This is a genomic window from Hyphomicrobium sp. CS1BSMeth3 (assembly GCF_900117415.1).
GTDB lineage: Bacteria > Pseudomonadota > Alphaproteobacteria > Rhizobiales > Hyphomicrobiaceae.
Genome location: NZ_FPEI01000006.1, coordinates 1,043,020 through 1,065,050, shown reverse-complemented (window position 1 = coordinate 1,065,050; position 22,031 = coordinate 1,043,020). Strand labels below are relative to the sequence as shown.

At 66.2% G+C, this 22,031-nt stretch carries 22 protein-coding genes; 10 read left to right on the top strand and 12 right to left on the bottom strand.

All coding sequences use genetic code 11. From position 1 onward, the window contains the following. The first annotated feature begins 129 nt into the window (after positions 1-129). Complete coding sequence (gene pxpB / locus CS1BSM3_RS20055; RefSeq protein WP_072390000.1) at positions 130-876, top strand: 5-oxoprolinase subunit PxpB; 747 nt, start codon at positions 130-132, stop codon at positions 874-876. Beyond that, positions 873-1,913 (top strand): 5-oxoprolinase subunit C family protein, encoded by a 1,041-nt coding sequence (locus CS1BSM3_RS20050; protein ID WP_072389997.1) that lies wholly within the window; start codon positions 873-875, stop codon positions 1,911-1,913. The genes pxpB and CS1BSM3_RS20050 overlap by 4 nt, the downstream gene beginning before the upstream one ends. Positions 1,914-1,927: 14 nt before the next feature. Here the strand turns inward: CS1BSM3_RS20050 and CS1BSM3_RS28335 are convergent, their stop codons facing one another. The 5 genes from CS1BSM3_RS28335 to CS1BSM3_RS20030 form a co-directional block, all read right to left on the bottom strand. After that, a complete protein-coding gene (locus CS1BSM3_RS28335) occupies positions 1,928-2,086 on the bottom strand; it encodes a hypothetical protein (RefSeq protein WP_174263739.1) in 159 nt (52 codons plus the stop codon). Positions 2,087-2,137: 51 nt separating this feature from the next. After that, on the bottom strand, positions 2,138-3,121 hold the full coding sequence (gene meaB / locus CS1BSM3_RS20045) for a methylmalonyl Co-A mutase-associated GTPase MeaB (protein ID WP_083528752.1): 984 nt from the start codon (positions 3,119-3,121) through the stop codon (positions 2,138-2,140). A gap of 228 nt (positions 3,122-3,349) precedes the next feature. Beyond that, a complete protein-coding gene (locus CS1BSM3_RS20040) occupies positions 3,350-3,775 on the bottom strand; it encodes a methyltransferase domain-containing protein (RefSeq protein WP_143149298.1) in 426 nt (141 codons plus the stop codon). Next, a complete protein-coding gene (locus CS1BSM3_RS20035; RefSeq protein WP_072389991.1) occupies positions 3,772-4,227 on the bottom strand; it encodes an NUDIX hydrolase in 456 nt (151 codons plus the stop codon). Before CS1BSM3_RS20035 ends, CS1BSM3_RS20040 begins: the two co-directional genes overlap by 4 nt. A gap of 11 nt (positions 4,228-4,238) precedes the next feature. Beyond that, positions 4,239-5,135 carry an amidohydrolase family protein gene (locus CS1BSM3_RS20030; protein WP_072389988.1) on the bottom strand — a complete coding sequence of 299 codons (897 nt, stop codon included), beginning with the start codon at positions 5,133-5,135 and terminating at the stop codon, positions 4,239-4,241. A 403-nt stretch (positions 5,136-5,538) separates the two neighbouring features. Here CS1BSM3_RS20030 and proB point away from each other — a divergent pair, with 403 nt between their 5' ends. Genes proB through CS1BSM3_RS20015 form a run of 3 tightly spaced genes read left to right on the top strand, consistent with a single transcriptional unit; the run spans position 5,539 to position 8,714 of the window. Continuing rightward, complete coding sequence (gene proB, locus CS1BSM3_RS20025) at positions 5,539-6,714, top strand: glutamate 5-kinase (RefSeq protein ID WP_072389985.1); 1,176 nt, start codon at positions 5,539-5,541, stop codon at positions 6,712-6,714. A 16-nt stretch (positions 6,715-6,730) separates the two neighbouring features. Beyond that, the gene (locus CS1BSM3_RS20020; RefSeq protein ID WP_072389982.1) at positions 6,731-8,020 is read left to right on the top strand and encodes a glutamate-5-semialdehyde dehydrogenase; all 1,290 of its coding nucleotides are present in this window, start codon (positions 6,731-6,733) and stop codon (positions 8,018-8,020) included. 25 nt (positions 8,021-8,045) lie between these two features. Beyond that, positions 8,046-8,714, top strand: a complete 669-nt coding sequence (locus CS1BSM3_RS20015) for a cyclase family protein (protein ID WP_072389979.1) — start codon at positions 8,046-8,048, stop codon at positions 8,712-8,714. Between the two features lie 261 nt (positions 8,715-8,975). On the opposite strand, the gene typA is transcribed toward CS1BSM3_RS20015, so the two are convergent. After that, positions 8,976-10,796 carry a translational GTPase TypA gene (typA, locus tag CS1BSM3_RS20010; RefSeq protein WP_072389967.1) on the bottom strand — a complete coding sequence of 607 codons (1,821 nt, stop codon included), beginning with the start codon at positions 10,794-10,796 and terminating at the stop codon, positions 8,976-8,978. A gap of 335 nt (positions 10,797-11,131) precedes the next feature. Between typA and CS1BSM3_RS20005 the strand changes: the two genes are divergently transcribed. Then, on the top strand, positions 11,132-13,030 hold the full coding sequence (locus CS1BSM3_RS20005) for a methylmalonyl-CoA mutase family protein (protein ID WP_072389964.1): 1,899 nt from the start codon (positions 11,132-11,134) through the stop codon (positions 13,028-13,030). 69 nt (positions 13,031-13,099) lie between these two features. Here the strand turns inward: CS1BSM3_RS20005 and CS1BSM3_RS20000 are convergent, their stop codons facing one another. Then, positions 13,100-14,014 (bottom strand): PhzF family phenazine biosynthesis protein, encoded by a 915-nt coding sequence (locus CS1BSM3_RS20000; RefSeq protein ID WP_072394136.1) that lies wholly within the window; start codon positions 14,012-14,014, stop codon positions 13,100-13,102. A 263-nt stretch (positions 14,015-14,277) separates the two neighbouring features. Between CS1BSM3_RS20000 and CS1BSM3_RS19995 the strand changes: the two genes are divergently transcribed. Then, on the top strand, positions 14,278-14,934 hold the full coding sequence (locus CS1BSM3_RS19995) for an LOG family protein (protein WP_083528751.1): 657 nt from the start codon (positions 14,278-14,280) through the stop codon (positions 14,932-14,934). 21 nt (positions 14,935-14,955) lie between these two features. Then, the gene (gene mazG, locus CS1BSM3_RS19990; protein WP_072389961.1) at positions 14,956-15,828 is read left to right on the top strand and encodes a nucleoside triphosphate pyrophosphohydrolase; all 873 of its coding nucleotides are present in this window, start codon (positions 14,956-14,958) and stop codon (positions 15,826-15,828) included. Positions 15,829-15,834: 6 nt separating this feature from the next. On the opposite strand, the gene CS1BSM3_RS19985 is transcribed toward mazG, so the two are convergent. From CS1BSM3_RS19985 to CS1BSM3_RS19965, 5 genes are all read right to left on the bottom strand, one after another. After that, complete coding sequence (locus tag CS1BSM3_RS19985; protein WP_143149297.1) at positions 15,835-16,212, bottom strand: hypothetical protein; 378 nt, start codon at positions 16,210-16,212, stop codon at positions 15,835-15,837. Positions 16,213-16,521: 309 nt separating this feature from the next. After that, entirely contained in the window at positions 16,522-17,259 is a 738-nt protein-coding gene (locus CS1BSM3_RS19980) for a CDP-alcohol phosphatidyltransferase family protein (protein ID WP_072389955.1), read from the bottom strand. A gap of 248 nt (positions 17,260-17,507) precedes the next feature. Beyond that, positions 17,508-17,876, bottom strand: a complete 369-nt coding sequence (locus CS1BSM3_RS19975; RefSeq protein WP_143149296.1) for a hypothetical protein — start codon at positions 17,874-17,876, stop codon at positions 17,508-17,510. Between the two features lie 193 nt (positions 17,877-18,069). Continuing rightward, entirely contained in the window at positions 18,070-18,777 is a 708-nt protein-coding gene (locus CS1BSM3_RS19970) for a DnaJ domain-containing protein (protein WP_072389949.1), read from the bottom strand. A gap of 6 nt (positions 18,778-18,783) precedes the next feature. Continuing rightward, positions 18,784-19,575, bottom strand: coding sequence for a vWA domain-containing protein (locus CS1BSM3_RS19965; protein ID WP_072389946.1), 792 nt, complete (start codon positions 19,573-19,575; stop codon positions 18,784-18,786). 128 nt (positions 19,576-19,703) lie between these two features. Between CS1BSM3_RS19965 and CS1BSM3_RS19960 the strand changes: the two genes are divergently transcribed. Both CS1BSM3_RS19960 and CS1BSM3_RS19955 read left to right on the top strand, forming a co-directional pair. Further along, complete coding sequence (locus CS1BSM3_RS19960) at positions 19,704-20,585, top strand: sulfurtransferase (protein WP_072389944.1); 882 nt, start codon at positions 19,704-19,706, stop codon at positions 20,583-20,585. A 353-nt stretch (positions 20,586-20,938) separates the two neighbouring features. Then, on the top strand, positions 20,939-22,030 hold the full coding sequence (locus CS1BSM3_RS19955) for a MerR family transcriptional regulator (protein ID WP_072389942.1): 1,092 nt from the start codon (positions 20,939-20,941) through the stop codon (positions 22,028-22,030). Position 22,031: the final 1 nt, after the last annotated feature.

Below are 22,031 nucleotides of genomic sequence, written 5' to 3'. Positions count from 1 at the left end.
GTCGTGGCGTGGGGATCAGGCGTCGAGCGCTCCTGCGTGTCTCGATAGGTAGCAGCGACGGGCTGGCCCGCCAAGCTGCCACGCCACGCGGCAGAGCTGAGGCGCCTGGGCTGGGGGAGAGAACTCGTAATGCCAAGGAAGGAGCTTGCGGTGGCCCCGCGCTTCTTGCCGAGCGGTGACACGTCACTGGTCGTCGAGTTCGGCGACCGCATGGACCGTCATCTCTCGGCGCTGGTGCTCAATCTGTGCCGTCGCGTGGAGGCTGCTGGAATTGCGGGCGTCAGCGAGGCCGTGCCGACATTCCGCTCGCTGATGGTGCACTACGATCCGCTGGTTGTGCGGGCGCGCGAGCTCCAGGCTCTGCTCGTGCCGCTCATCGACGATCTCCAGGCAGAGGCTCTGGTCGGTCAGCGCTGGTATTTCCCGACCTGCTACGAGGGCGATGACTTTGCGCCGGACCTTGCCGACGTTGCGGCCGCAGCGGGGCTCGATCCAGCGGAGGTCGTGGCCACGCACGTCGCCATCGAGCATCTCGTCTACATGATCGGATTTCTGCCGGGCCAAGCTTACATGGGCGATCTTCCCAAGACACTGGCCTTGCCACGCCGCACGAGCCCGCGCATCAAGGTGTCCGCAGGTTCTGTCGCCATCGCCATCGGCCAGACGACGATCTATCCGTTCGATAGCCCCGGAGGCTGGCACATCATCGGCCGCTCGGCTGTTCCGCTCTTCGATACACGCCGGGAGAAGGCGGCACTGCTCTCGCCCGGCGACACCGTGCAATTCGTGTCGGTCAGCCGCGAGGTGTTCGAGGACATGCAGGCGGCCCGAGCTGACGGCACCTTCGACATCGATACGCTCAAGGTTTTTGAATGAGCGGACATCTGCGCGTCGTCGCTGCCGGTCTCGGCACAACTGTTCAGGATACCGGTCGCTTCGGCTATCAGCGCTTCGGCGTGCCGACCGCGGGCGTGCTCGATCGCGTCGCCATGGCGGCGGCGAACACGATTGTCGGCAATGCACCGGACATGGCCGTGCTCGAAATGCTGTACCTTGGAGCGACCCTCGAGGTTGCAGCAGAAAGCGTGCGCGTTGCTTGCGCCGGTCTCGGCGCTGGGCTCGAGGTGACCGAGGAGGGGGCGACGCGTCAGATTCCCGCCGCCGAGAGCGTGCGCCTCAAGCGCGGCGCGCGCCTGCGGGTCATGGCCGGGCGCAATGCCATATCCTGCATCCTGGCTGTCGAGGGCGGCATTGCCCTGCAGCCCGTCATGGGCAGCCTCTCGACGCTGACGCGCGCTCAGATCGGCGGTTTCGAGGGACGCGCCCTGGCCGTCGGCGATTTGCTGCCGATTGTGCAGGAGGAGGTCGAGGAGCGCCCCGAGCTCAGGCTCCCCGATCTCGATCTTGCCGTGCCTGAGCGCATCCGCCTCGTTCTCGGGCCTCAGGACGATTATTTCACCCCCGAAGCGATATCGACGCTGCTCTCGGGAACCTACGAGGTGACGCGTGCCGCCGATCGCATGGGGATACGGCTTGCCGGATCCGCGCTTGCCCATGCGAAGGGCTTCAACATCGTCTCCGATGGCATTGCGCCGGGATCGATCCAGGTGCCGGGCGACGGCCAGCCAATCATCCTGCTTGCCGACCGCCAGACGACGGGCGGCTACCCGAAGATCGCCACTGTCGCGAGCGTCGATCTCCCGGCGCTCGGTCGCGTCGGGCCGGGCGCGAAGCTTCAGTTCGAGGTCATCAGCGTCGAGGCGGCAGAAGAGCTGAGGCGCGCCCAGGCACGCGTCGAGGCCGGCTGGCGGGACAGCCTGGAGCCCGCCGCACCCGAGACGGGACTTCGCGAAGCTGCGCTCTATGGCGCCAATCTGATCAGCGGCGTCGCCGATGCCTGGATGGGTGACTGATCGCCTGACCCAACCTAACCCAGCAGTGCCATCAGCAGCAGAACGACGAAAATGATTGCCAGCGTGATGCCGAGCGGGCCGCTCCAGGTTGCGCCGTTCTTGTCGCGATGTGGCGGGGCGGTGGAATCGACCGGGCGCTCGGCCATGGGCCGGTCATAGTCGCTACTGGCCATGGGATGTCCTCCAGGTTTTTGCCGCTCAAGAGCATAACCAGGGGGAGGCGCTTACGTTCCCTCGAGCAGACGCCGCGCTGCTTCGTCGAGACTGAGGCGGCCCTCGAGCAGGTCGTCGGCGAGGGGCCTGAGACGATCGACCTCGCCGGCACGGACGCGCCGGGCCAGCATCTCGGCAGCGGCCCGGGCAATGAGCGTGCGGGCCCGCCGGCGGCGGCGGATCTCCGGTGCGACCAGCAGTGCGGCTTCGGCGAGCGGGGCCGTGGCCTCCCACAGTGCCTTAATGCCGTCGCCGGTGGCGGCGGTGCACTTGAGGACGGGGACGCGTGAGGAGCGGATGGCCGCCGCGCTCTTGAGCTGGGCGAGCGTCGCGTCGGCATCCGGGCGATCGCCCTTATTGACGACCAGGATATCCGCGATCTCCAGCAGCCCAGATTTCATGGCCTGGATGTCATCCCCGAGGCCTGGGGCGTTGACGACGATCCTGACGTCCGCGACTTCGGCAATGTCGATCTCGCTCTGGCCCGTGCCGACGGTCTCGATGAGGATGACGTTGAAGCCTGCCGCATCGAGCGCATCCACAACCCGGACAGCCGCGGGGGAGAGCCCGCCGAGCGCGCCGCGGCTCGCGACCGAGCGCACGAACACGCCATCGTCGTCGAGGGCGGCGGTCATGCGGACGCGGTCACCGAGGATGGCGCCGCCGGAGATCGGGCTCGAGGGATCGACGGCGATCACGCCGACGGTCAGGCCGAGGGCGCGGAGGTGGGCAATGAGCGCATTGACGAGCGTCGACTTGCCGGCGCCGGGGGGGCCGGTAATGCCGATGAGGCGGGCGCGGCCCAGGTAAGGTTGCATGGCGCGCATGAGGCTAGCCAGGCCAGGGCTCGGCCGGATGCCGGCGCGCTCGCATTCGGTCGCGGCCTCGGCAATGGCACGGCGCTCGCCCGCGCGCATCCGCGCGACGAGAGCGGTGCCTGCGTCGGGGGCGCTGTCTTCCTTTGCGGCTGTCAGAGGATCGGCCTCAGCGGTCATCCTTGAGAGATACGGTCAGGGGCCGATCCTGGCAACGGATCGCGGTGGGCTGCCGGGGGATTGTCGGGGCGCCATCGGGCTCAGCGGCCATAGAGCTCAGTCGCCGAACCACGCCCAAATCTCCAGCCGTTCCGGGCTTCATGCTGCCGATCCTGCACCTCAACACATTCCATAATATATATTATGCGAATGACTCGAGGCTTCGGCAGATACCAGGAAATCGGCCCTTCAGAGCCTGATCTCCTGCAGCGGCCGGCCGCCGTCGATGAACATTCTGCCCTTCGGCTTCAGCGCGGCTTTGACGCGCGCGATCGCCATCTCCTCGATCTCGGGATGCCGCCCATCGAAGGCGCCGACACGGAATGCAATCGCGAGATCGAAGCGCGGCTCGCCCTTCCCCAGCTCGAAGCCCTCGGCGGCGCACTGAAGGAAGCCGAGCCGTCTGCTCGCGATCTCAGGCCCCGAGCCCGCGATGGCTTGCTTGATTGCCGTAGCCGAGCGATCGATCGCCAGCACATAGCCGTTGCCTATGCGCCGGCTGATCTCCCTCGCCGCGACGCCCGGTCCGCAGCCGATCTCCAGAACGCGCAGGCCGGACCTAAGCGGTAGAGCATCGACGAGCTCGGCAAGCCTGGCAGAGATCGCGGCCATTATGCTTCTGGTCGCGAGCTGTTCCGGCTCAGCTCGTACGCGCGCCGGATGACGGATTGCGCCCCCGGGGTCATGCGATAGCCGTCCACCTCGCCGACCGGCACGAAGCGCGCGTCACGCACGTCCGTCGCGGCGATCGGCGTTCCCTGTTCGCAGTAACCCCAAAAGACGGCCAGGACGTAGTGCGCCCGCAGCGTCCCCTCGCCGTCCCGGAAGATGCCGTCATGCACATCGACGAGCCCCTCGATCGCCACAGCGAGCCCCGTCTCCTCGTGGAGCTCGCGGATAGCGGCGTCGCGCGCCTTCTCGCCAGGCTCGATGTGTCCGCCCGGCAGGCTCCAGGTTCCGGGCAGCGCCCCCTTCCCCCGCTCGACGATCAGCACCGTATCGCTGCGAAAGATCACGGCGCTCGCCGCGGGGCGCGGCCACTCCGGCCGCTTGAGGGCTTCAGGCATCGCGAGGGATCTCACGTTGAGGGAAAGTCATAGAGACGCGCTGGATTACTCGACAGGATCTGCGCCGTCAGCTTCTCGTCCTCAGTCCACTCGGGGACTAGGCTCAGCAGCCGGCCGTAGTCGATGGCATGATAGTCGATCGGCGGCGGCTCTGCGGAAGCAACGCGATTGTGGTTGGCGAGATGCGGCCAGTCCGTGCCCCAGACCATGCGCTCCGGGTTGAGCGCGATCAGCGCCCGCGCGAGCGCCGTCACAGCCGCATTGCCGTAGAACTCGGGCGACACGCGATACGTGCCCGACAGCTTGACCCAGAAGCGCCCTGTCTCCATCAGCCGCCGCAGCGCCGGAAACTGCGGATGCGCCGCGCCTTGGGTTGCATCAACCTTGCCCATGTGATCGAGCACGATGTCGACGCCGAGCTCCTGCAGCGTTGCGGCATTTTCCGCGATCACGTCGAGGTCGGTATATATCTGGATGTGCCAGCCGAGCGGGCGGATGCGCGAAGCAACACGCGTCAATAGCTCTGCGACCGTCGTCCCACGCGGCCCGCCCGCGCTGATCAGATTGAGCCGCACGCCGCGCGCGCCGGCATTGTGCATCTCGGCGAGCGCCGCGTTGTCCTCCGTGCCGTCGATGACGACGACGGCGCGCAGGCGATCGGGATAGGCCCTTACGGCATCGAGCGTGCGCCGGTTGTCCGTGCCGTAGGCGCTGGGCTGCACGATGACGGCGCGCCCGAGCCCCGTACGGTCGAGCCGCGTGATGAGATCCTCGACGGGTGCCGGCGGCGGTGTGTAGCTGCGCTCGCGCGCCAACGGATAGCGGTCGAAGGGGCCGAACACGTGCGTGTGGCAGTCGCAGCCGCCGGCTGGTGGTGTGAAGGTTGTCAGCGTTGGCTCGAGATACATCCGCTCCACCTCCTAAGTCGCTAACCGCCACGATACACGACTTGGCGGCCACTCGCGCCTTCGGCGCGAATGGGCTCCACTTCCCCCTCTCCCCATTGTCTTCAATGGGGAGAGGGTCGGGGTGAGGGGCGGCGGCAGACGCCAACGTCGCACAAGCTCCCGCCCCTCATCCTAACCTTCTCCCCGTGAAGAACGGGGAGAAGGGACATGGCAGCACTCGCGGCTCGCTCCAAGTCCATAAAAGACGGGGGTTCGGGGGTGTCCCCCGATCGGGTTACAGGGCCGAGGCCCTGTTCGCGCCACAGGCGCGATTGATCGCACACCACGATTGCGGCAGCCGGGGTGCGCGAACCCGCGGCTTCTGCTATGTGAGCGCCTCACTCCTGGAGCCCAAGCCCGTGCCATGCCCGCCGCCCGGAAAGAGACATCCACAGCCGCTGTCCGGCCTGAATGGCGCGATGCCCGCCGCATCGTGGTCAAGATCGGTTCCGCGCTGCTCGTCGAGCGCTCGACGGGGCGCCTGAGGTCGGCCTGGCTCGAATCCATCGCTGATGACGTGAAGGCGCTCGCAGCCGAGGGGCGCGAGATCATTCTCGTCTCCTCTGGCGCGATCGCGCTCGGCCGCCACGTGCTGAAGCTGCCGAAAGGCGCACTCGCCCTCGAGCAGTCCCAGGCGGCAGCGGCCGTCGGCCAGATCAGCCTGTCGAGCGCCTACCAGGAGGTGTTCAAGGCGCGCGGGCTGACGGCGGCGCAGGTGCTGCTGACGCTCGGCGATACCGAGGAGCGACGCCGCTATCTCAACGCCCGGCGCACGATGGCAACCCTGCTCGGCTGCGGTGCCATCCCCGTCGTCAACGAGAACGACACGGTCGCCACCACCGAGATCCGCTATGGCGACAATGACCGCCTCTCCGCGCGCGTCGCCTCCATGATGAGCGCCGACTGCCTCGTGCTGCTCTCCGACATCGATGGGCTTTACACGGCGCCACCCGCGAAGGATCCGAACGCGCGCCGCCTCGACGTCGTGCACGAGATCACGCACGAGATCCTCTCCATGGCTGGAGACGCCGGGACGGAGCTCTCCAAGGGCGGCATGGTGACGAAGCTCGAAGCTGCGCGCATTGCCATGGGCTCGGGCACGGACATGGTGATTACGGAAGGTGCGGCGCTCAATCCTTTGCGCCGGCTTGCCGAAGGCGCGCCCTGCACGTGGTTCATCGCCCCGTCCGATCCGGTCGCGGCGCGCAAGCGCTGGATTGCGGGCAATCTCGAATCGCGCGGCACGATTTTCGTCGATGCCGGCGCCGAGAAGGCCCTGGGCCAGGGCAAGAGCCTGCTCCCCGCAGGCGTCGTCCGCGTCGATGGCGCCTTCGACCGCGGCGATGCGGTCACGATCCGGGCGCTCGACGGGCGCGACCTCGGCCGCGGTCTCATTGCCTATCCTCATGACGAAGCTGCGGCTATCATAGGCAAGCGCTCGAGCGAGATTGCCACGATCCTCGGCCACGCCGGACGCGCCGAGCTCATTCATCGCGACGACATGGCGCTGAGCAAGGTTCTCGCCAAGCCAGGCTCATGACCCAGATGGAGCGGACATGAACCGTCCTGAACGTATCGATCAGCCCGACGTCGAGCGCCTGATGCTCGATCTCGGCACGCGTGCCCGTGCTGCCGCCACTGAGCTGGCGCTCGCCCCGACCGAGCAGAAGAATTCCGCTCTCCGCGCCATGGCAGCCGCACTGCGCCGTTCCGAAGCGACGATCCTCGAGGCGAACGCGCTTGACGTGGCTGACGTGAAGGCCGCCGGTCAGGCGTCGTCCTTCGTCGACCGCCTGACGCTGACGCCCGAGCGCATCGAGGGGATCGCCAAAGGCCTCGAAGATATCGCCGCGCTCGCCGATCCGGTCGGCGCCGTCATCGCCGCGTGGGAGCGGCCGAACGGCCTCAAGTTCGAGCGCGTGCGCGTGCCCATCGGCGTCATCGGCATCATCTACGAGAGCCGGCCGAACGTGACGGCCGATGCCGGCGGGCTCACGCTCAAATCGGGCAATGCCGCGATCCTGCGCACGGGCTCCGATGCCCAGCGCTCGGCCACGGCCATTCATGAATGCCTCGTTGCAGGTTTGCGCGAGGCCGGCTTGCCCGAGGCAGCCATCACGCTCGTGCCGACGACGGACCGCGCCGCCGTTGGCCACATGCTCGCCGGCCTCAATGGCGCGATCGACGTGATCGTGCCGCGCGGCGGCAAGGGCCTCGTCGGCCGCGTTCAGCAGGAAGCGCGCGTGCCGGTCTTCGCGCACCTCGAAGGCATCTGCCATACCTTCATCGATCGTGAGGCCGATCTCGACATCGCAGTCCCGCTCGTGATCAACGGCAAGCTGCGCCGCACGGGCGTATGCGGCGCCACGGAGTGCCTCCTCGTCGATCGCAAGGTGGCCGGCACCCATCTCGCGCCGCTCGTGAAGGCCCTGCTCGATGCAGGCTGCGAGGTGCGCGGCGATGCCGAGACGCAGAAAGCCGATGCACGCGTGAAGGCCGCGCAGCCCGACGATTATGGCCGCGAGTTCCTCGACGCGATCATCGCCGCGAAAGTTGTAGACGGCATCGACGAGGCCATCGCGCACATCGCGCGCTACGGCTCGCAGCATACCGACAGCATCATCACGAAGAACGACGCCACGGCCGAGCAATTTCTCCAGCGCGTGGACAGCGCCATCGTGCTGCACAACGCCTCGACGCAGTTTGCCGACGGCGGCGAGTTCGGCTTTGGCGCGGAGATCGGCATCGCGACCGGGCGTCTGCACGCACGCGGCCCCGTCGGCGTCGAGCAGCTCACGACCTTCAAATACAAAGTGCGCGGGACAGGTCAGACACGACCGAAATAACCGCGCCGCTCACAGGGAGGGCGCCATGCGCATCGTCGACCTATCCATGCCCATTGCGGGCGATCATCCGCGCTGGGCGACGGAGATCAGCGTCACCGGTGACCTCGCCAAGGGCGATCTCGCGCAGGTGACGTGGCTCAAGGTCTCCTGCCATGCCTACACGCACGTCGACGCGCGCCGGCACATGTTCGCCGATGGTGCCACCATCGAGGCGACGCCGCTCGACGATCTTGTCGGGCGCTGCGCCGTCGTCGACCTCACGGATGTGCAGCCGAACGAGGCGATTGGCACGGAGAAGCTCGCGGCGCGCGGAAAGCACATCCAGCGCGGCGGCATGGTGCTGCTCAAGTCGAACTGGGATCGCCAGCGCTCCCCCATGACGAAGGAATTCTGGCTCGACAGTCCGTATGTCACGCGCGAGGCTGCCGAGTGGCTGCTTGCAACGGGCATTCGCACGATCGGCTACAGCTTTCCGCAGGATTATCCGATCCGCCTCATGCTCAAGGGCGAGAGGCGCCCCCTCGCCGAGCAGGTCACACACGACGTGCTCCTGCGCGCCGGCGTGCACATGATCGAGTACGTCGCGAACACCTCAGACATTCGCGAGCCGGAGGTGTTTCTCTCGGCGGCACCGTTGAAGATCCCCGGTGCCGATGGTGCGCCCGCGCGCGTCTACTGCATCGAGGGGATGTAGCTTAAATCCCCTCTCCCCGCTCTTGCGGGGAGAGGGTTAGGGTGAGGGGCAGCGGCAAACGCAAACGTCGCGCAAGTTCCTGCCCCTCATCCTAACCTTCTCCCCGTATAGGACGGGGAGAAGGGATTTGTTGCGCTCGTCGCGAGCGATCGACTCATAAGAACGGGTGGGTCCGGGAGGGTGTCCCTCCCCGGCAGAGCGCGAGGTCATGCCGAAGGCATGCCAGAGGCACGCGTCTCGCTCGCGCCGTAGGCGCGAAGCCTAAACGGCCTCCCGCGCGCGCTCCATCTTCTTGCGCTCGTTCGGATCGAGCCAGCGCTTGCGCAGGCGAATGGACTTTGGCGTGACCTCGACGAGCTCCTCATCCGTGATGTAGCTCATGGCTCGCTCGAGCGTCATGCGCAGAGGCGGCGTGAGAGTCAGTGCATCATCCTTGCCGGCAGCGCGCACGTTGGAGAGCTTCTTGCCCTGGATGATATTGACGATGAGATCGTTCTCTCGGCTGTGCTCGCCGACGATCATGCCCTCGTACACGCGCGTCTGCGGGTCGATCATCATGGCCCCGCGCTCCTGCAGGTAGAAGATCGAGTATGCCGTTGCCTCTCCGGCGGCATTCGAGATCAGCACGCCCTGACGGCGACCTGCCACATCGCCCTTAAAGGGCGCATACGCGTGGAACAGACGGTTCATCACGGCCGTGCCGCGCGTATCGGTCAGAAGCTCGCCCTGATAGCCGATGAGCCCGCGCGTCGGCACAAGGAATACGAGGCGCGTGCGCCCGCCACCCGAAGGACGCATCTCGCGCAGCTCGCCCTTGCGCTCGGACAGCTTTTGCACGACCACGCCGGAATGCTGCTCATCGACGTCGATGATCACTTCCTCGACAGGCTCCGTGCGCTGGCCCGTGGCCTCGTCCGAGTTGTAGACCACACGGGGGCGTGAGACCGTCAACTCGAAGCCCTCGCGGCGCATGTTCTCGATGAGCACGCCGAGCTGGAGTTCTCCACGTCCCGAAACGTCGTAGGAATCCTTGTCCGGGTTCTCCGTGATGCGGATCGCGACGTTGCGCTCGGCCTCTTTCATGAGGCGATCGCGGATGACGCGGCTCTGGACCTTGTCGCCCTCCTGGCCGGCAAACGGACCATCATTGATGCGGAAGGTCATGGTGAGCGTCGGCGGATCGATCGGCTGCGCGGGCAGCGGCGTCTCGACGGACGGATCGCAGAGCGTGTCGGCAACGGTTGCGTCGGTCACGCCGGCAATGGCGACGATGTCGCCCGCCTCGCCGACCTCGACGGCCGTGCGCTCGAGACCGCGGAAGGCGAGCACCTTCGTCACGCGCGTCGTCTCGATGAGATTGCCCTCGCGTGAGAGCGCCTTGATGGTCTGGTTCGGCTTGATGCTGCCGGAGAGAATGCGCCCCGTGAGGATACGGCCGAGATAGGCGTCCGCTTCGAGCGTCGTCGCGAGCAGACGGAAGGGCCCCTCCTCCGCGACGGGCGGCGGCACATGCTTCAGAATGAGCTCGAAGAGCGGCTTGAGGTCCTCCTTGGGACCCGAAGGGTCCGTGGCCATCCAGCCATCGCGGCCTGAGCCGTACAGAACCGGAAAGTCGAGCTGCTCGTCGGTCGCATCGAGGCTCGCGAAGAGATCGAAGATCTCGTTCAGCACGTCGTTGTGACGCTCGTCGGGGCGATCGATCTTGTTGATCGCGACGATCGGGCGGATGCCCTGGCGCAGCGCCTTGGAGACGACGAACTTCGTTTGCGGCAACGGGCCTTCGGAAGCGTCCACCAGCAGCACCGCGCCATCGACCATGTTGAGGATGCGCTCGACCTCGCCGCCGAAGTCGGCGTGGCCCGGCGTATCGACGATATTGATGCGCGTGTCGTTCCAGACGATGGATGTGTTCTTGGCCAGGATGGTGATGCCGCGCTCGCGTTCGAGATCATTGGAGTCCATCACCATCTCGGCGACCTTCTGGTTCTCGCGGAAGGCGCCGGACTGTTTCAGCAGCGCATCCACGAGCGTGGTCTTGCCGTGGTCGACGTGGGCAATGATCGCGATATTGCGGATATCCATACAGGCGGTCCGGGTGGGGGCCGCATGGTGCGGCGCAAAAAAGGGTTGCGGGTGCCTACCACAGCCAGGGCCGGATGTCATTGCCGGTCGGGTGCGGCATGACCAATCGAGGGATTAACGCAGCGCAACAAACGCGCTAGCGTGATGGTCGAGAAATTCGCCAACGCCCGTTGCCGGGTACGGAGCGAATTTCTCGATCTGAATCACGCTAGTAAGCCTATGATTCTAGAGCCCCTTTTGCTTCCGAAGTTCGCTCGCCACCAGCAGCGAGCCCTGGCGAACTTCGGAAGCGGGGCGCTAGGGATTGGCTGAGTACGACACAGGATTGCGGACCAATGACCGAACTGTCCCTGATGGAAGGGTTTTCCGTCCCCGAGCGGGCGCAATGGCTGGCGCTGGTGGAAAAGGCCCTCAAGGGCGCGGATTTCGAGCGCCGGCTGGTTGCCCGGACCGCTGACGGGCTCCGAATAGCGCCGGTTTATGGCCGCGCGGACGCGCCGCAGGGGCTCTCGGGGCAGCAGCCGGGGGCCGCCCCCTACCTCCGCGGGGCCAGTGCCGCCACGATCACGCCGCCCTGGGATATCCGCCAGATCTATGCCGAGACGGACGCGGCGAGGGCCAACGCGGCGATCCTTGAAGATCTCGAAGGGGGCACGACCTCTCTCAAGTTGCAGATCGCAGGGCCGGGACGGTGCGGCCTCGCGCCGGATGCCGGGACGCTTGGCATCGCGCTCAAGGGCGTCATGCTGGACGTGTGCCCCATTGCGCTGGATGCGGGCGAGGCAACTGCGAAAGCGGCGGCAAGCCTGGCGGAGCTGTGGCGGGCCGCGAACATTTCCGACAAGGCTCGCCTCGCCGCCCTCAATGCCGATCCGCTCGGCACCCTGGCGCGGAGCGGATCCCTGGGACAGCCGCTCGATGCCGCGCTCGCCGAGGCCGCGGCTCTGGCCAAGGGCGCGCTGGGCGCGCCACACCTGACGGCCCTCGTCGCCGACGGCCATCCCTATCATGCTGCCGGAGCCAGCGAGGCGCAGGAGCTGGCGATCGTGCTGGCCACGCTCACTACCTACCTGCGCGCGCTCGATGCAGCAGGAATTGCGCCGGCAGAAGCGCTGCCCAAGATCGCGATCAATCTCGCCATCGATGCCGACCAGATCATGGGTCTCGCCAAGCTGCGCGCTGTGCGTCGTCTCGTCTGGCAAGTTGCCGAAGCCTGCGGCGCCGGTGGTGCCGTCGCTCAGATGACGTTCGGCGCCGAGACGTCGCTGCGCATGATGGCGAAGCACGATCCCTGGGTGAACATGCTGCGCACGACGATCGCCTGCGCGACGGCGGCCATAGGCGGGGCGCAGGCGATTGCCGTCCTCCCCTTCACGTGGGCGCTCGGACAGCCCGACGGCTTCGCGCGGCGCATGGCGCGCAATACGCATCTCGTGCTGCAGGAGGAGAGCGGCCTCGGGCGCGTGCTCGATCCGGCCGGCGGCAGCTTTGCCATCGAAAGCCTGACGGCAGACCTCGCCGCGACGGCCTGGAAGCTCTTCCAGGAGATCGAGGCTGCGGGTGGAATGGCGGCGGCGCTGACCAGTGGCCGCATCCAGGACGACATCGCCAAGGTTGCAGAGGCGCGCGCGAAGCAGATCGCGACGGGGCGCATGGAAATCACCGGCGTGTCGGCCTTCCCGAAGCTGGGCGACGACGGTGTGAAAGTCACGCCGTGGCCGGAGGCATCGGCTTCCGCCGACAGCGGCATCGTTCGCACCAGGCCGCTTGTCGCACGGCGGCTTGCTGAGCCCTTCGAGGCACTTCGCGCCAGAGCCGAGGCGCACGCCGCGCGTACCGGCGCGCCCGCGAAAGTCTTCCTTGCCTGTGTCGGCGATCTCGCGAGCCACGGCGCGCGCGCGACATGGATCGCGAATTTCCTCGCGGCAGGCGGCATTGCCGTCGCCCAATCAGCGCCGCTCTTGAGCGCAGAGGGGGCTGCCGCTACGTTCAAGACAAGTGGTGCCGCCATTGCCTGCATCTGCGGAGCCGACGCGACCTATGCCGATATTGGCGGGGCCGTCGCAAGCGCACTGAAATCGGCCGGTGCCCAGCACGTATATCTTGCTGGCCGGCCGAAGGATCTCGAGGCTGCGCTGCAGGCGGCCGGCGTGGATGCGTTCGTCTATGCGGGCGCCGACGCACTCGAAACGCTCGGCGCGTTGCACAAGGCGTTGGGCATCTCAGAGTCATAAAAGATGGGGGCGAACGGGTTGTAGGCCTGTGGCCCTACTCGCGCCGAAGGCGCGACTTGATCTTGCCGATCAGATCTCGATCTGGCCCTCGGTGACGCGCACGGCACTACCGCCGATGCGCACGGCTTCGAGCTTGCCGCGCGCCGCAACCTCGAACGAAAGGGCGATGAGGCTCGGACGGCCCATCTCGAAGCCCTGCTCGATATTGCGCTTGTGCGTGCCGGCCGGGAGCTGGTCGAACTCGTTGACGGCGCCCGCAAATGCGGCGGCGGCCGATCCCGTCGCGGGATCCTCGGCGACGCCGGCTGCCGGGCCGAACATGCGCGCATGAAACGAGGACGTCGTGTGCACGGTGTCGCGCGTGTAGAGATAGACCTTGCCGGCGCGCGAGCTGCCGAAGGCGGTCGCCCAATGCGTCGAGACGATTTCGGCGCGCCCGATGGCGGCCATGGAGGCGACGGGCACGAAGGTGAATGGCACGCCAGCCGACCACTGCGTCGGGCGGTGGTTCGCAAAGCCGATCTCGGAGGGCGTGAGCCCGAGCGCCGCTGCGAGGCGTTCGCTGCTCGGCGCCTCGCCCGCTTGCTCCGGCAGCTTGGGCGCGTCGAACTCGGCATAGGGCGCCTTGCCCGGGCGCAGGCGGACACCGACGCGGACCGCACCGATCGTCTCCTCGAGCACCACGAGCGCATCCTGGTCGGCGGCAGGATTGCCCGTCCGGAGCTGAGCAAGGAGAATGCCGGTGCCGATGGTCGGATGGCCGGCAAAGGGCAGCTCCACCGTCGGGGTGAAGATGCGGATGCGGGCGGAGGCCGCGGGGTTTTGAGCCTTCTGGACGAATACGGTCTCGGAGAGGTTCAGCTCGCGGGCGATTTCCTGCATGAGACCGGTGGGTAGCGCATCGGCATTCATGACAACGGCGAGCGGATTGCCGCCAAAGCGCGTTTCGGTGAAGACGTCCAGAGTGTAGAATTTGAGCTGCATCGTGCGTCCCGGGTGCCGCGCTTCGCTGGCGGCGGCTTCTGGCGCGCAACCATGCATGGAATCGCGCTGCCGTCCAACCATTCTCCCGCGATTGTCGCCACATACGCCACCCATCCGGCTGCGCGTCGAGACTAGACCGCGGACGGATTGTGGGTCCCTCCAACGTTCATGTGATTGAGGCAATTTGCCTGCATCACCACCATATTGTGATGCTAAGAGTTGCAGGTGGCTGCCATCGGCACCCCCAAGGAATTCGTAGAACAATGACCAACAAGAACGCCAATAAGACCACCAACAAGAAGAACTCGGTTCAACCCCCGAAGGGCCTTTCGGGCATCAACAGCGTGTGTGTTTTCTGCGGCTCGGGCACGGGACTGAACCCGGCCTTTGCCGAAGGCGCGCGCATCCTCGGGCAGCGGCTCGCGGAAGCCGGCGTGGGCCTCGTCTATGGCGGCGGAAGCCTCGGCCTGATGGGCGCGGTGGCCAAGTCCGTCCTCAAGCACAAGGGCCACGTGACGGGCATCATCCCCTCGTTCCTCTCGGAAAAGGAGAAGATGCTGCGCGACGTCAACGAGCTGATCGTCACCGAGGACATGCATCAGCGTAAGCGGCTGATGTTCGATCGCTCGGACGCGTTCGTGGCGCTGCCCGGCGGCATCGGCACGCTCGAAGAGCTTGTCGAGCAGCTCACCTGGGCACAGCTCGGCCGGCACACGAAGCCGATCGTCATCGCGAACATTGCCGGATACTGGGACTCGCTTTGTGATCTGCTCGCGCATATGCGCAAGGAGACTTTCATCCGCGAGGGATTGCACGTGCCCTACACCATCGTCGAGACGGCCGAGGACATTCTGCCGGCCATTGCCGCCGCCGCGCCGGCCGTTCCCAAGGAGCGCGCCGACGTCATCGGACGCATGTGACGCCCCAATCAGGAACAGACGATGGCTCCGCCCGACCAGCCCGGCTCGCGCAAGACGATTGCCGACCTCATTGCCGTCATGGCCGCGCTCAGGACTCCGGGCTCCGGCTGCCCATGGGATCTCGAGCAGAGCTTCGAGACGATCGCCCCCTATACGATCGAAGAGGCCTACGAGGTTGCGGATGCCATCGAGCGCGGCAATCGGGCCGATCTGAAGGAGGAGCTCGGGGACCTGCTCCTGCAGGTCGTCTATCACGCCCGCATGGCCGAGGAGGAAGGCGCGTTCGATTTTGACGACGTGGCGCGCGGGGTGACCGAGAAGATGATCCGCCGCCATCCGCACGTATTCGGTGACGAGAAGGCGCGCTCGGCCCAGCTTGCCAAGGGCTGGTGGGAAAACATCAAGGCCGAGGAGCGGGCCGCCAAGCAGGCGGACGGTAATGGGGCAGCGCCGGAGCCGACATCACTGCTGGCTGACGTGCCCGTAGGGCTTCCCGGTCTCACGCGGGCGGTGAAGCTCCAGGCGAAGGCGGCGCGCGTCGGCTTCGACTGGCCATCGCTGGCGCCGGTGTTCTCCAAGATGCAGGAGGAGCTCACCGAGCTCGAAGAGATCGCCGTACCGGCCGATCCGCGGGGATCGAGCCCGCCGGACGGGCCGGTCGATCCGCGCATTGTCGATGAGTTCGGCGACGTGCTCTTCGTGATGGCCAACGTCGCGCGACACCTCGGCATCGACCCCGAGACGGCGCTCAGGACGGCCAATGCCAAGTTCGTCCGGCGCTTTGCCTATATCGAGCAGCGCCTCACCGAGCAGGGAAAGACACCTGCTGCGGCCACGCTCGAAGAGATGGACGATCTCTGGATCGAGGCCAAGACCAAGGAGCGCGGCGGCTGAGGCCTCTTACATCCCGGCTTCATACACACGGCGCTTGGCGCCGAGCGTCGCTGTCCCCGAGTAGCCGTCCTGACTGCGCCAGTGGACCTTCTCGCCGTCCATGCGCAGCGTCACGCAGTATTCCTTGCCGCCGAGCCAGCTCCGCCAGCGATGGCATACGCGGTCGGCAACCACCCACCAGGTTCCCCGATCGAACGCGGAGCCCGTATAGAACTCGAGATCCTTGGCGCGACCGATCATTGTGCCATTGCCGGAGTAGCTGATCGGCAGCGGACCACCCGGCGTGTGCAGCGTCACTGTCCGATCCGCGACGACCTCATGAAGATTGGGCCGAACATCCGACGCCTCGGCTGCTGCACCACCTATGGCAGCGACTAATGCCACCCCCGCAATTGCTATCTGCGAACTCATACAACGTCCCCGTAATCTACCGCTGACTGGATCGGTTACTTCCAGGTCCTTGTAGGCCCCAATTTGACGGCCGCGTAGCCGCTTCAAGGCAACGGTTCCCATGGGAAGAGAATGGCCTGCTTTAAGGCGGCAGGGTGAAACAGTTCTTAGCGATAGGTTAACAGCTTGAAGAATTAACTATTTCAGGGTTCGGGCCGACCTCTGAAAATCCTCATTACGGCTGCGACGCCTGGGCGCAGGGGGCTTGTCCGAGTTGTGGATAACTCCCGGCCAGATCCGCCGTCAGGGGGCTTCATCCCCGCCCAGCAATGGCCAGAGCACCGAGAGGCCAACGCCATATACCGCCACCAGACCGAGCGCGGCCATGGCCCCCGGTCCCGCGGGAAATCCGGTCGCCACGGTCCAGACAGCGGCAAAAGCCCAGACCCCACTCATGGCGAGATTCAAGGGCCGCAGGGCTTTCACGCGCATGGGGTGGAGCCAGCGCATGGGGACGAAGGTCAGTGCCACGCAGACGAGCACGAGAATGCTCACCGCCCATCCCGGCAGGGCGAACGCGAAGATGTAGAACGCGACGATGTTCCAGATGGCGGGAAAGCCGACGAAGCAATGGTCGTCGGCTTTGTTGCCGTTGTCGCAGAAGTGGTAGAGCGACGAGAGCAAGATGAGGCTCGCCAGGATGCCGCCCCAGAGGCCATCCAGATGCCCGCCAAGTTGCAGCGCCAGCGCCGGCACGAAGACGTAGGTGACGTAGTCCACGACCTGGTCGAGCTTCTCGCCGGAGAAGCGCGGCAGCCGTCGCTTCACATCGAGGGCACGGGCGAAGGCCCCGTCGATGCCGTCGATGATGAGGGCAATGCCGAGCCACGCGAAAGCTGTCTCGTAGGCGCGGTCGAGGAGCGCGTGGGCGGCGAGCAAAGCACACACAATGCCCAGCGCCGTGAAAAGATGAACCGACGCGGCGAGCCAGCGCCAGCCTCCGGGCTCCGGTAGCTCATAGCGGTGTGGGTCAGTCGTCATGGCGCGCCCCCTAAAGCAACGGACATGAAATTCGCCTCACCTCGAGGCCGGGCAGGGAGCGAATTTCAAGTCCAAAGTTGCTTTAGAACCATTGAATCTAAAGCGTCTTTGGACCTCGAATGCGACTTTGAGCCCAACCCGAACCGTGGGTCGCATTCGAGGTCCGACGCTTTAGAACGAAAAAGGAGCGCCAAAGCGCTCCCTTGTCCATCCATGGCTGTGCCGCAAGGCCAAAGGCCTGCGCGCCATCAGAAGCGGTGGCGCAGCGTACCGCGGACGCCAAGACCATCGTCGCTCTTGTCGGCTGGCCGCAGACGGCGATCGTCGAAGGTCTGCTCGTTGACGCCGTAGAGCAGCTCGAGCCCGAAATCCAGCTTCGGCAGAATGCCGAGCTTGCCGAGGCCCGGGATACGAACCTCGGTCCCGGCCGAGGGCGCAACCGACGTGCCCGTCCCGCCCAGCTCGAGCGGGAGAGCTTTGCTTGTCGGCGAGGCGGCCTGAGACGACCCAGCCGGCGGCGTTGCGCCACCCGCGCGGGTCTCCTCGAAGGCGAACGCCGACGGGGCAGCGAGCATTAGCGCGCCCAGCAAGGCCGGCAATCCAATACGAGTGCGCATGACTTCCCCAAAAAGTCGCGATTCCGTTAGCCGTAATTTGACGTGGCCCCCCCTCGAAAACAAGGTTTGTTTCCACCGTCAAGTCACCGCACCGGGCTTTTGCCTATGCGAGTGTGGTCTGAAAGCAATAGTACGTAGCGCAGGTTAACACGTCACCAAAGCAACACATTATCAACACATTAGGCCACTGCCCTCAGGCGGAGCCACCAAGCAATGTGTCTTTTGCCTCATTGATTTTGGCCGCAAGATAGGTCGAGCCTCCCCGGTCGGGATGGAGCTTGAGCATCAGCTCACGGTGGGCCTGGCGGATGGCCGATTCGTCCGCACCCGGCTCAAGTCCCAGGATGTCGAGCGCCTCTTCGACCGTCATCCGGCCGTCCGGCCCCTTCGGGCGCTCATGCTCGGCCCGGGCCATATCCTCCCGCCAGGTTGGGTGAATGCGGTCCAGAAACGCCTCGACGAGCTGCGCGGAGGCCGGGTCGGTGTACCGGCAGTCCTGCCAGAGGTGCGCGAGCTCGACAGGTCTCAGGTCCTCGATGTTCCGACCCGCGAAGAACCCCTTGAGCACTCGCCCGCGCATGGCGCCGCTCGCATGATCGAGCTCCATCTCCAGGTGCTCGGTCACGACGCGCGAGGTCTGCCCCGACGCGCGGCGCGGTGAGCCGATGTTCCCCCAATTCCCGATGCCCTGCCCGCCGAGCAGCCACCATCCGAGCGCTGCGAGCGGGAAAGCATAGACGAGCGCGCCGCGCACCATGAAGAAGAGGGCGCCGGCGAGGGCGGCAACGGCCCCCGCGATCCGCATGTGGCGCGCCATGGTCGCCGGGTTGGCCTGGTTGAACAAGCGGATCGCCACGAGGGTCAGGACAAGGACGAGCACGCCAAGCAGGAAGTACTGCATCGCGCCTCAGTCCCGTTTCATCTGGGTGAGCAGCAGGCGTGCGCCGGCACCTTCACGCGTCGTGCTGAGCTGCTGGAGCGCGGTACGCCCGCCGGAGGCATAGACCGCAACCGCCCTCAACAGCGCGCGGAGCTGGTCGGCCGAGCCCTGGTCGAATGCACACCAAGCCCCCTTGGTGAGCCGGGCGATCTCCCGGAATGCCATCTCGGCCGCAGCATCCCGCCCCTCCTGGAACAGGAAGACCGGCACGCCGTGCAGCGCGAGCTCCCCCGCCCGGCCGCAAAGGTCGTCTACGGCCTCCTCCATGCAGTCACCGACATAGACGAGGGCATTGACCTTCCGCTTCTCCGTCTCCTGGCGCGCGTGCGAGAGCACCTTGCCGATCTGCGTGTACCCGCCGCGGCACTGCACCGTCGTCATCAGGCGGGCGAGCGCATCGGGATCCGAGACCCACTTCGAGGCGCGGCATTCGCCGGCCCCGCGGAAGAACACGAGTTGTACGTCGAGCCCACCCACCTCGGCGACGGCATGGAACATCTCGGCCTGGAGCGCGAGCGCCATGTCCCAGGTCGCCTGGCGGCTCATGGTGGCATCCATGGCGAACACGAGCCGACCTCGACCGACCGTCGTCTGGGGGCTCAGCGACTTCACGCGGGCCAGGAAGGCCTCGACGTCCGTCGCGCCCGAAGGCGCCGGCGTCTGACGATCGGACGCCGCACTCGGCACCGAGCCGGACGAGGCGGCTGCCGGGTTCGGCCCGCGTACCTTGTCACGCGCTCCTTTTTTGTCGCTGCTCATTGCCCACTACCTCAGGCGCGAGGACCGGCTGCGCTTTGCCGCGCAGCCATCCCCTTCTAGGATGGCGAGCGACGGGCCGCCTTTCAACAGTGGTCAGCGCAACATCCTCAAAAGACCGGAGTTTTAGAATGGCCTCAGCATCAGCCAAATTGCCGCGACCACTGATCGACACGGCGACTCTGGCCGACCGGCTCGCCGATCCGAACCTGAGAATCTTCGACTGCACCATGCACCTCGCGCCCCTTCCCGACAACTCCGGGCAACAGGTGACGAGCGGAGAGGCGGACTACGGCGGGGGCCACATTCCCGGGGCTGCGTTCATCGACCTCGCCCGGGATCTCTCCGACACTGCGAGCTCGTTCCGCTTCTCGGCGCTGGGCCCGGACGCCTTTGCGGACGCCGCCGGCCGGCTCGGCGTCGGCGATGGTGCCCAAATCGTCCTCTACGACGCCGGCTACAATGCCTGGGCTGCCCGCGTGTGGTGGATGCTCAAGGCCTATGGCTTCGACAACGCCACCGTTCTTGATGGTGGTCTCATCAAGTGGCGCAAGGAAGGCCGTCCTCTCGAGACAATGCCGGTTAAGCATCCGCTCGCAAAATTCACCGCTCGTCCACGTCCAGGCTTCTTCGCGGACAAAGGGCGCGTGGCGGGCGCCATCGGTGCATCCGACGTGCGCATCGTCAATGCGCTTTCGCCCGAGCAGCACGCCGGCAAGAGCGGCGTGCACTACGGGCGCGCCGGCCGCATCCCCGGGAGCTGCAATGTCGCCTCGCGCGGCATCGTCGATCCCCAGACGAATGCCCTCCTGCCGCTGCCTGAACTGCGCCGGCGCTTTGGAGATCTGGGCCTGCTCGGTGGGGAGCGCGTGATCGCCTACTGCGGCGGTGGCATCGCAGCCTCGCTGACGGCGCTCGCGCTTGCGGCCCTCGGCAAGGAGGATGTCGAGGTCTACATCCACTCCCTGCAGGAATGGGCGAACGATCCGAGCCTGCCGATGGAAGTGGGGTGAGGAACAGTCGCTTCGCGACGCGGGGAGACTTTCCCCTCTCCCCGCGCGCGGGGAGAGGGCTAGGGTGAGGGGCGGGAACTTGCGCGGCGTTAGCGTATGCCGCCGCCCCTCATCCTAACCTTCTCCCCGTGAAGGACGGGGAGAAGGGACATGGTGGCGCCAGCGGTGGGCTCCAAATCCATAAAAGACGGGGTGTGGGGGTGTCCGTCGTGTCGAAGACACGCGCCTTGGGCACGATGTGGGTCATAGGGCGACAGCCCTGTTCGCGCCAAAGGCGCGATCAAGTCGGCGCTTGACCCGGCCCCTGCGGCATCCCTCATAGAACTGGCGTTCCAACAACGGCGAGGTGAGTCGTGAACGCTACCCTCAAACTCCTGAATGCCTCCGAGGCTGCGGCGCAGCTCGGCATCTCCGCAAAAGCGCTGCGCCTCTACGAGGAGCGCGGCCTCATCACGCCCGCCCGCACGGCGGCGGGATGGCGCGCCTACGACGCTGCGCAGATGGCGCGTGCAGCGGAGATCGTCGCACTGCGTGCGCTCGGCCTCAGCCTCGGCGAAGTATCCCGCGTCCTGAATGGCGACGCGCAGGTCCTGGAGCGCATTCTCGCAACCCATGAGATTGCGCTCGCTGAGCGTGTCCGTGAATTGAGCAGCGCCGTCGACAAAGTTCGCCGCCTGCGAGCCGATCTCGCCCGTGGCAACCAGCCTCCAGCAGCGGAAATCGCGCGCTCTCTGCGGCCAGCGTCCAAGCTCAGCGTCTCATTCGATCTGCCATGGCCATGGGGTGGGGAGCGCTTCGTGCTGCGCGACGCCGGGCGCTTGAATTTCATTGTCGGCCCGCTCGGCAGCGGCAAGACGCGCCTTGCCATGAAGCTCGCGGAGGAAATGCCGAATGGACGTTTCGTGGGGCTCGATCGATTGGAGGATCAAGGCGCGGCGGCGAGCGCGCTACGCGATGCCAATCCGGCATTGAATGCGCACGTCGAGCAAGCTGCCGCTGCCATCATCGATAGTGGCGGCAGCCCGTCGGATGCGCTGCTCGCCTTGCTCACGGTGCTGGAAGCCGAGCGCAACGCCAATCTCACTGTCGACGTGCCGGAGCAGGGTCTGGATGGTCCGACGCAAGAGGCGCTGATGAGCTATCTCCGGCGCCGGGCGCCAGATGCAGGCGCGCTGTTCCTGCTCACTCGTTCTGATCTGATCCTCGATCTCGAGAGCGCCGGCGCAGATGAGAGCATCATTCTCTGCCCGGCCAATCACAGTCCGCCGCGGCTTGTTGCGCCGTACTGCGGTGCGCCGGGCTACGAGGCTGTTGCGACATGTCTCGCGCCACCGGACGTGCGTGCGCGCACAGAGGGCGTGATCGCGTGGCGGCCATCGACGTCATTGGTGGAAGCAGCGGCGCTCAGTCGTCGGGGGACCTTGCTAGCCACCAGCAAAGGGTAGT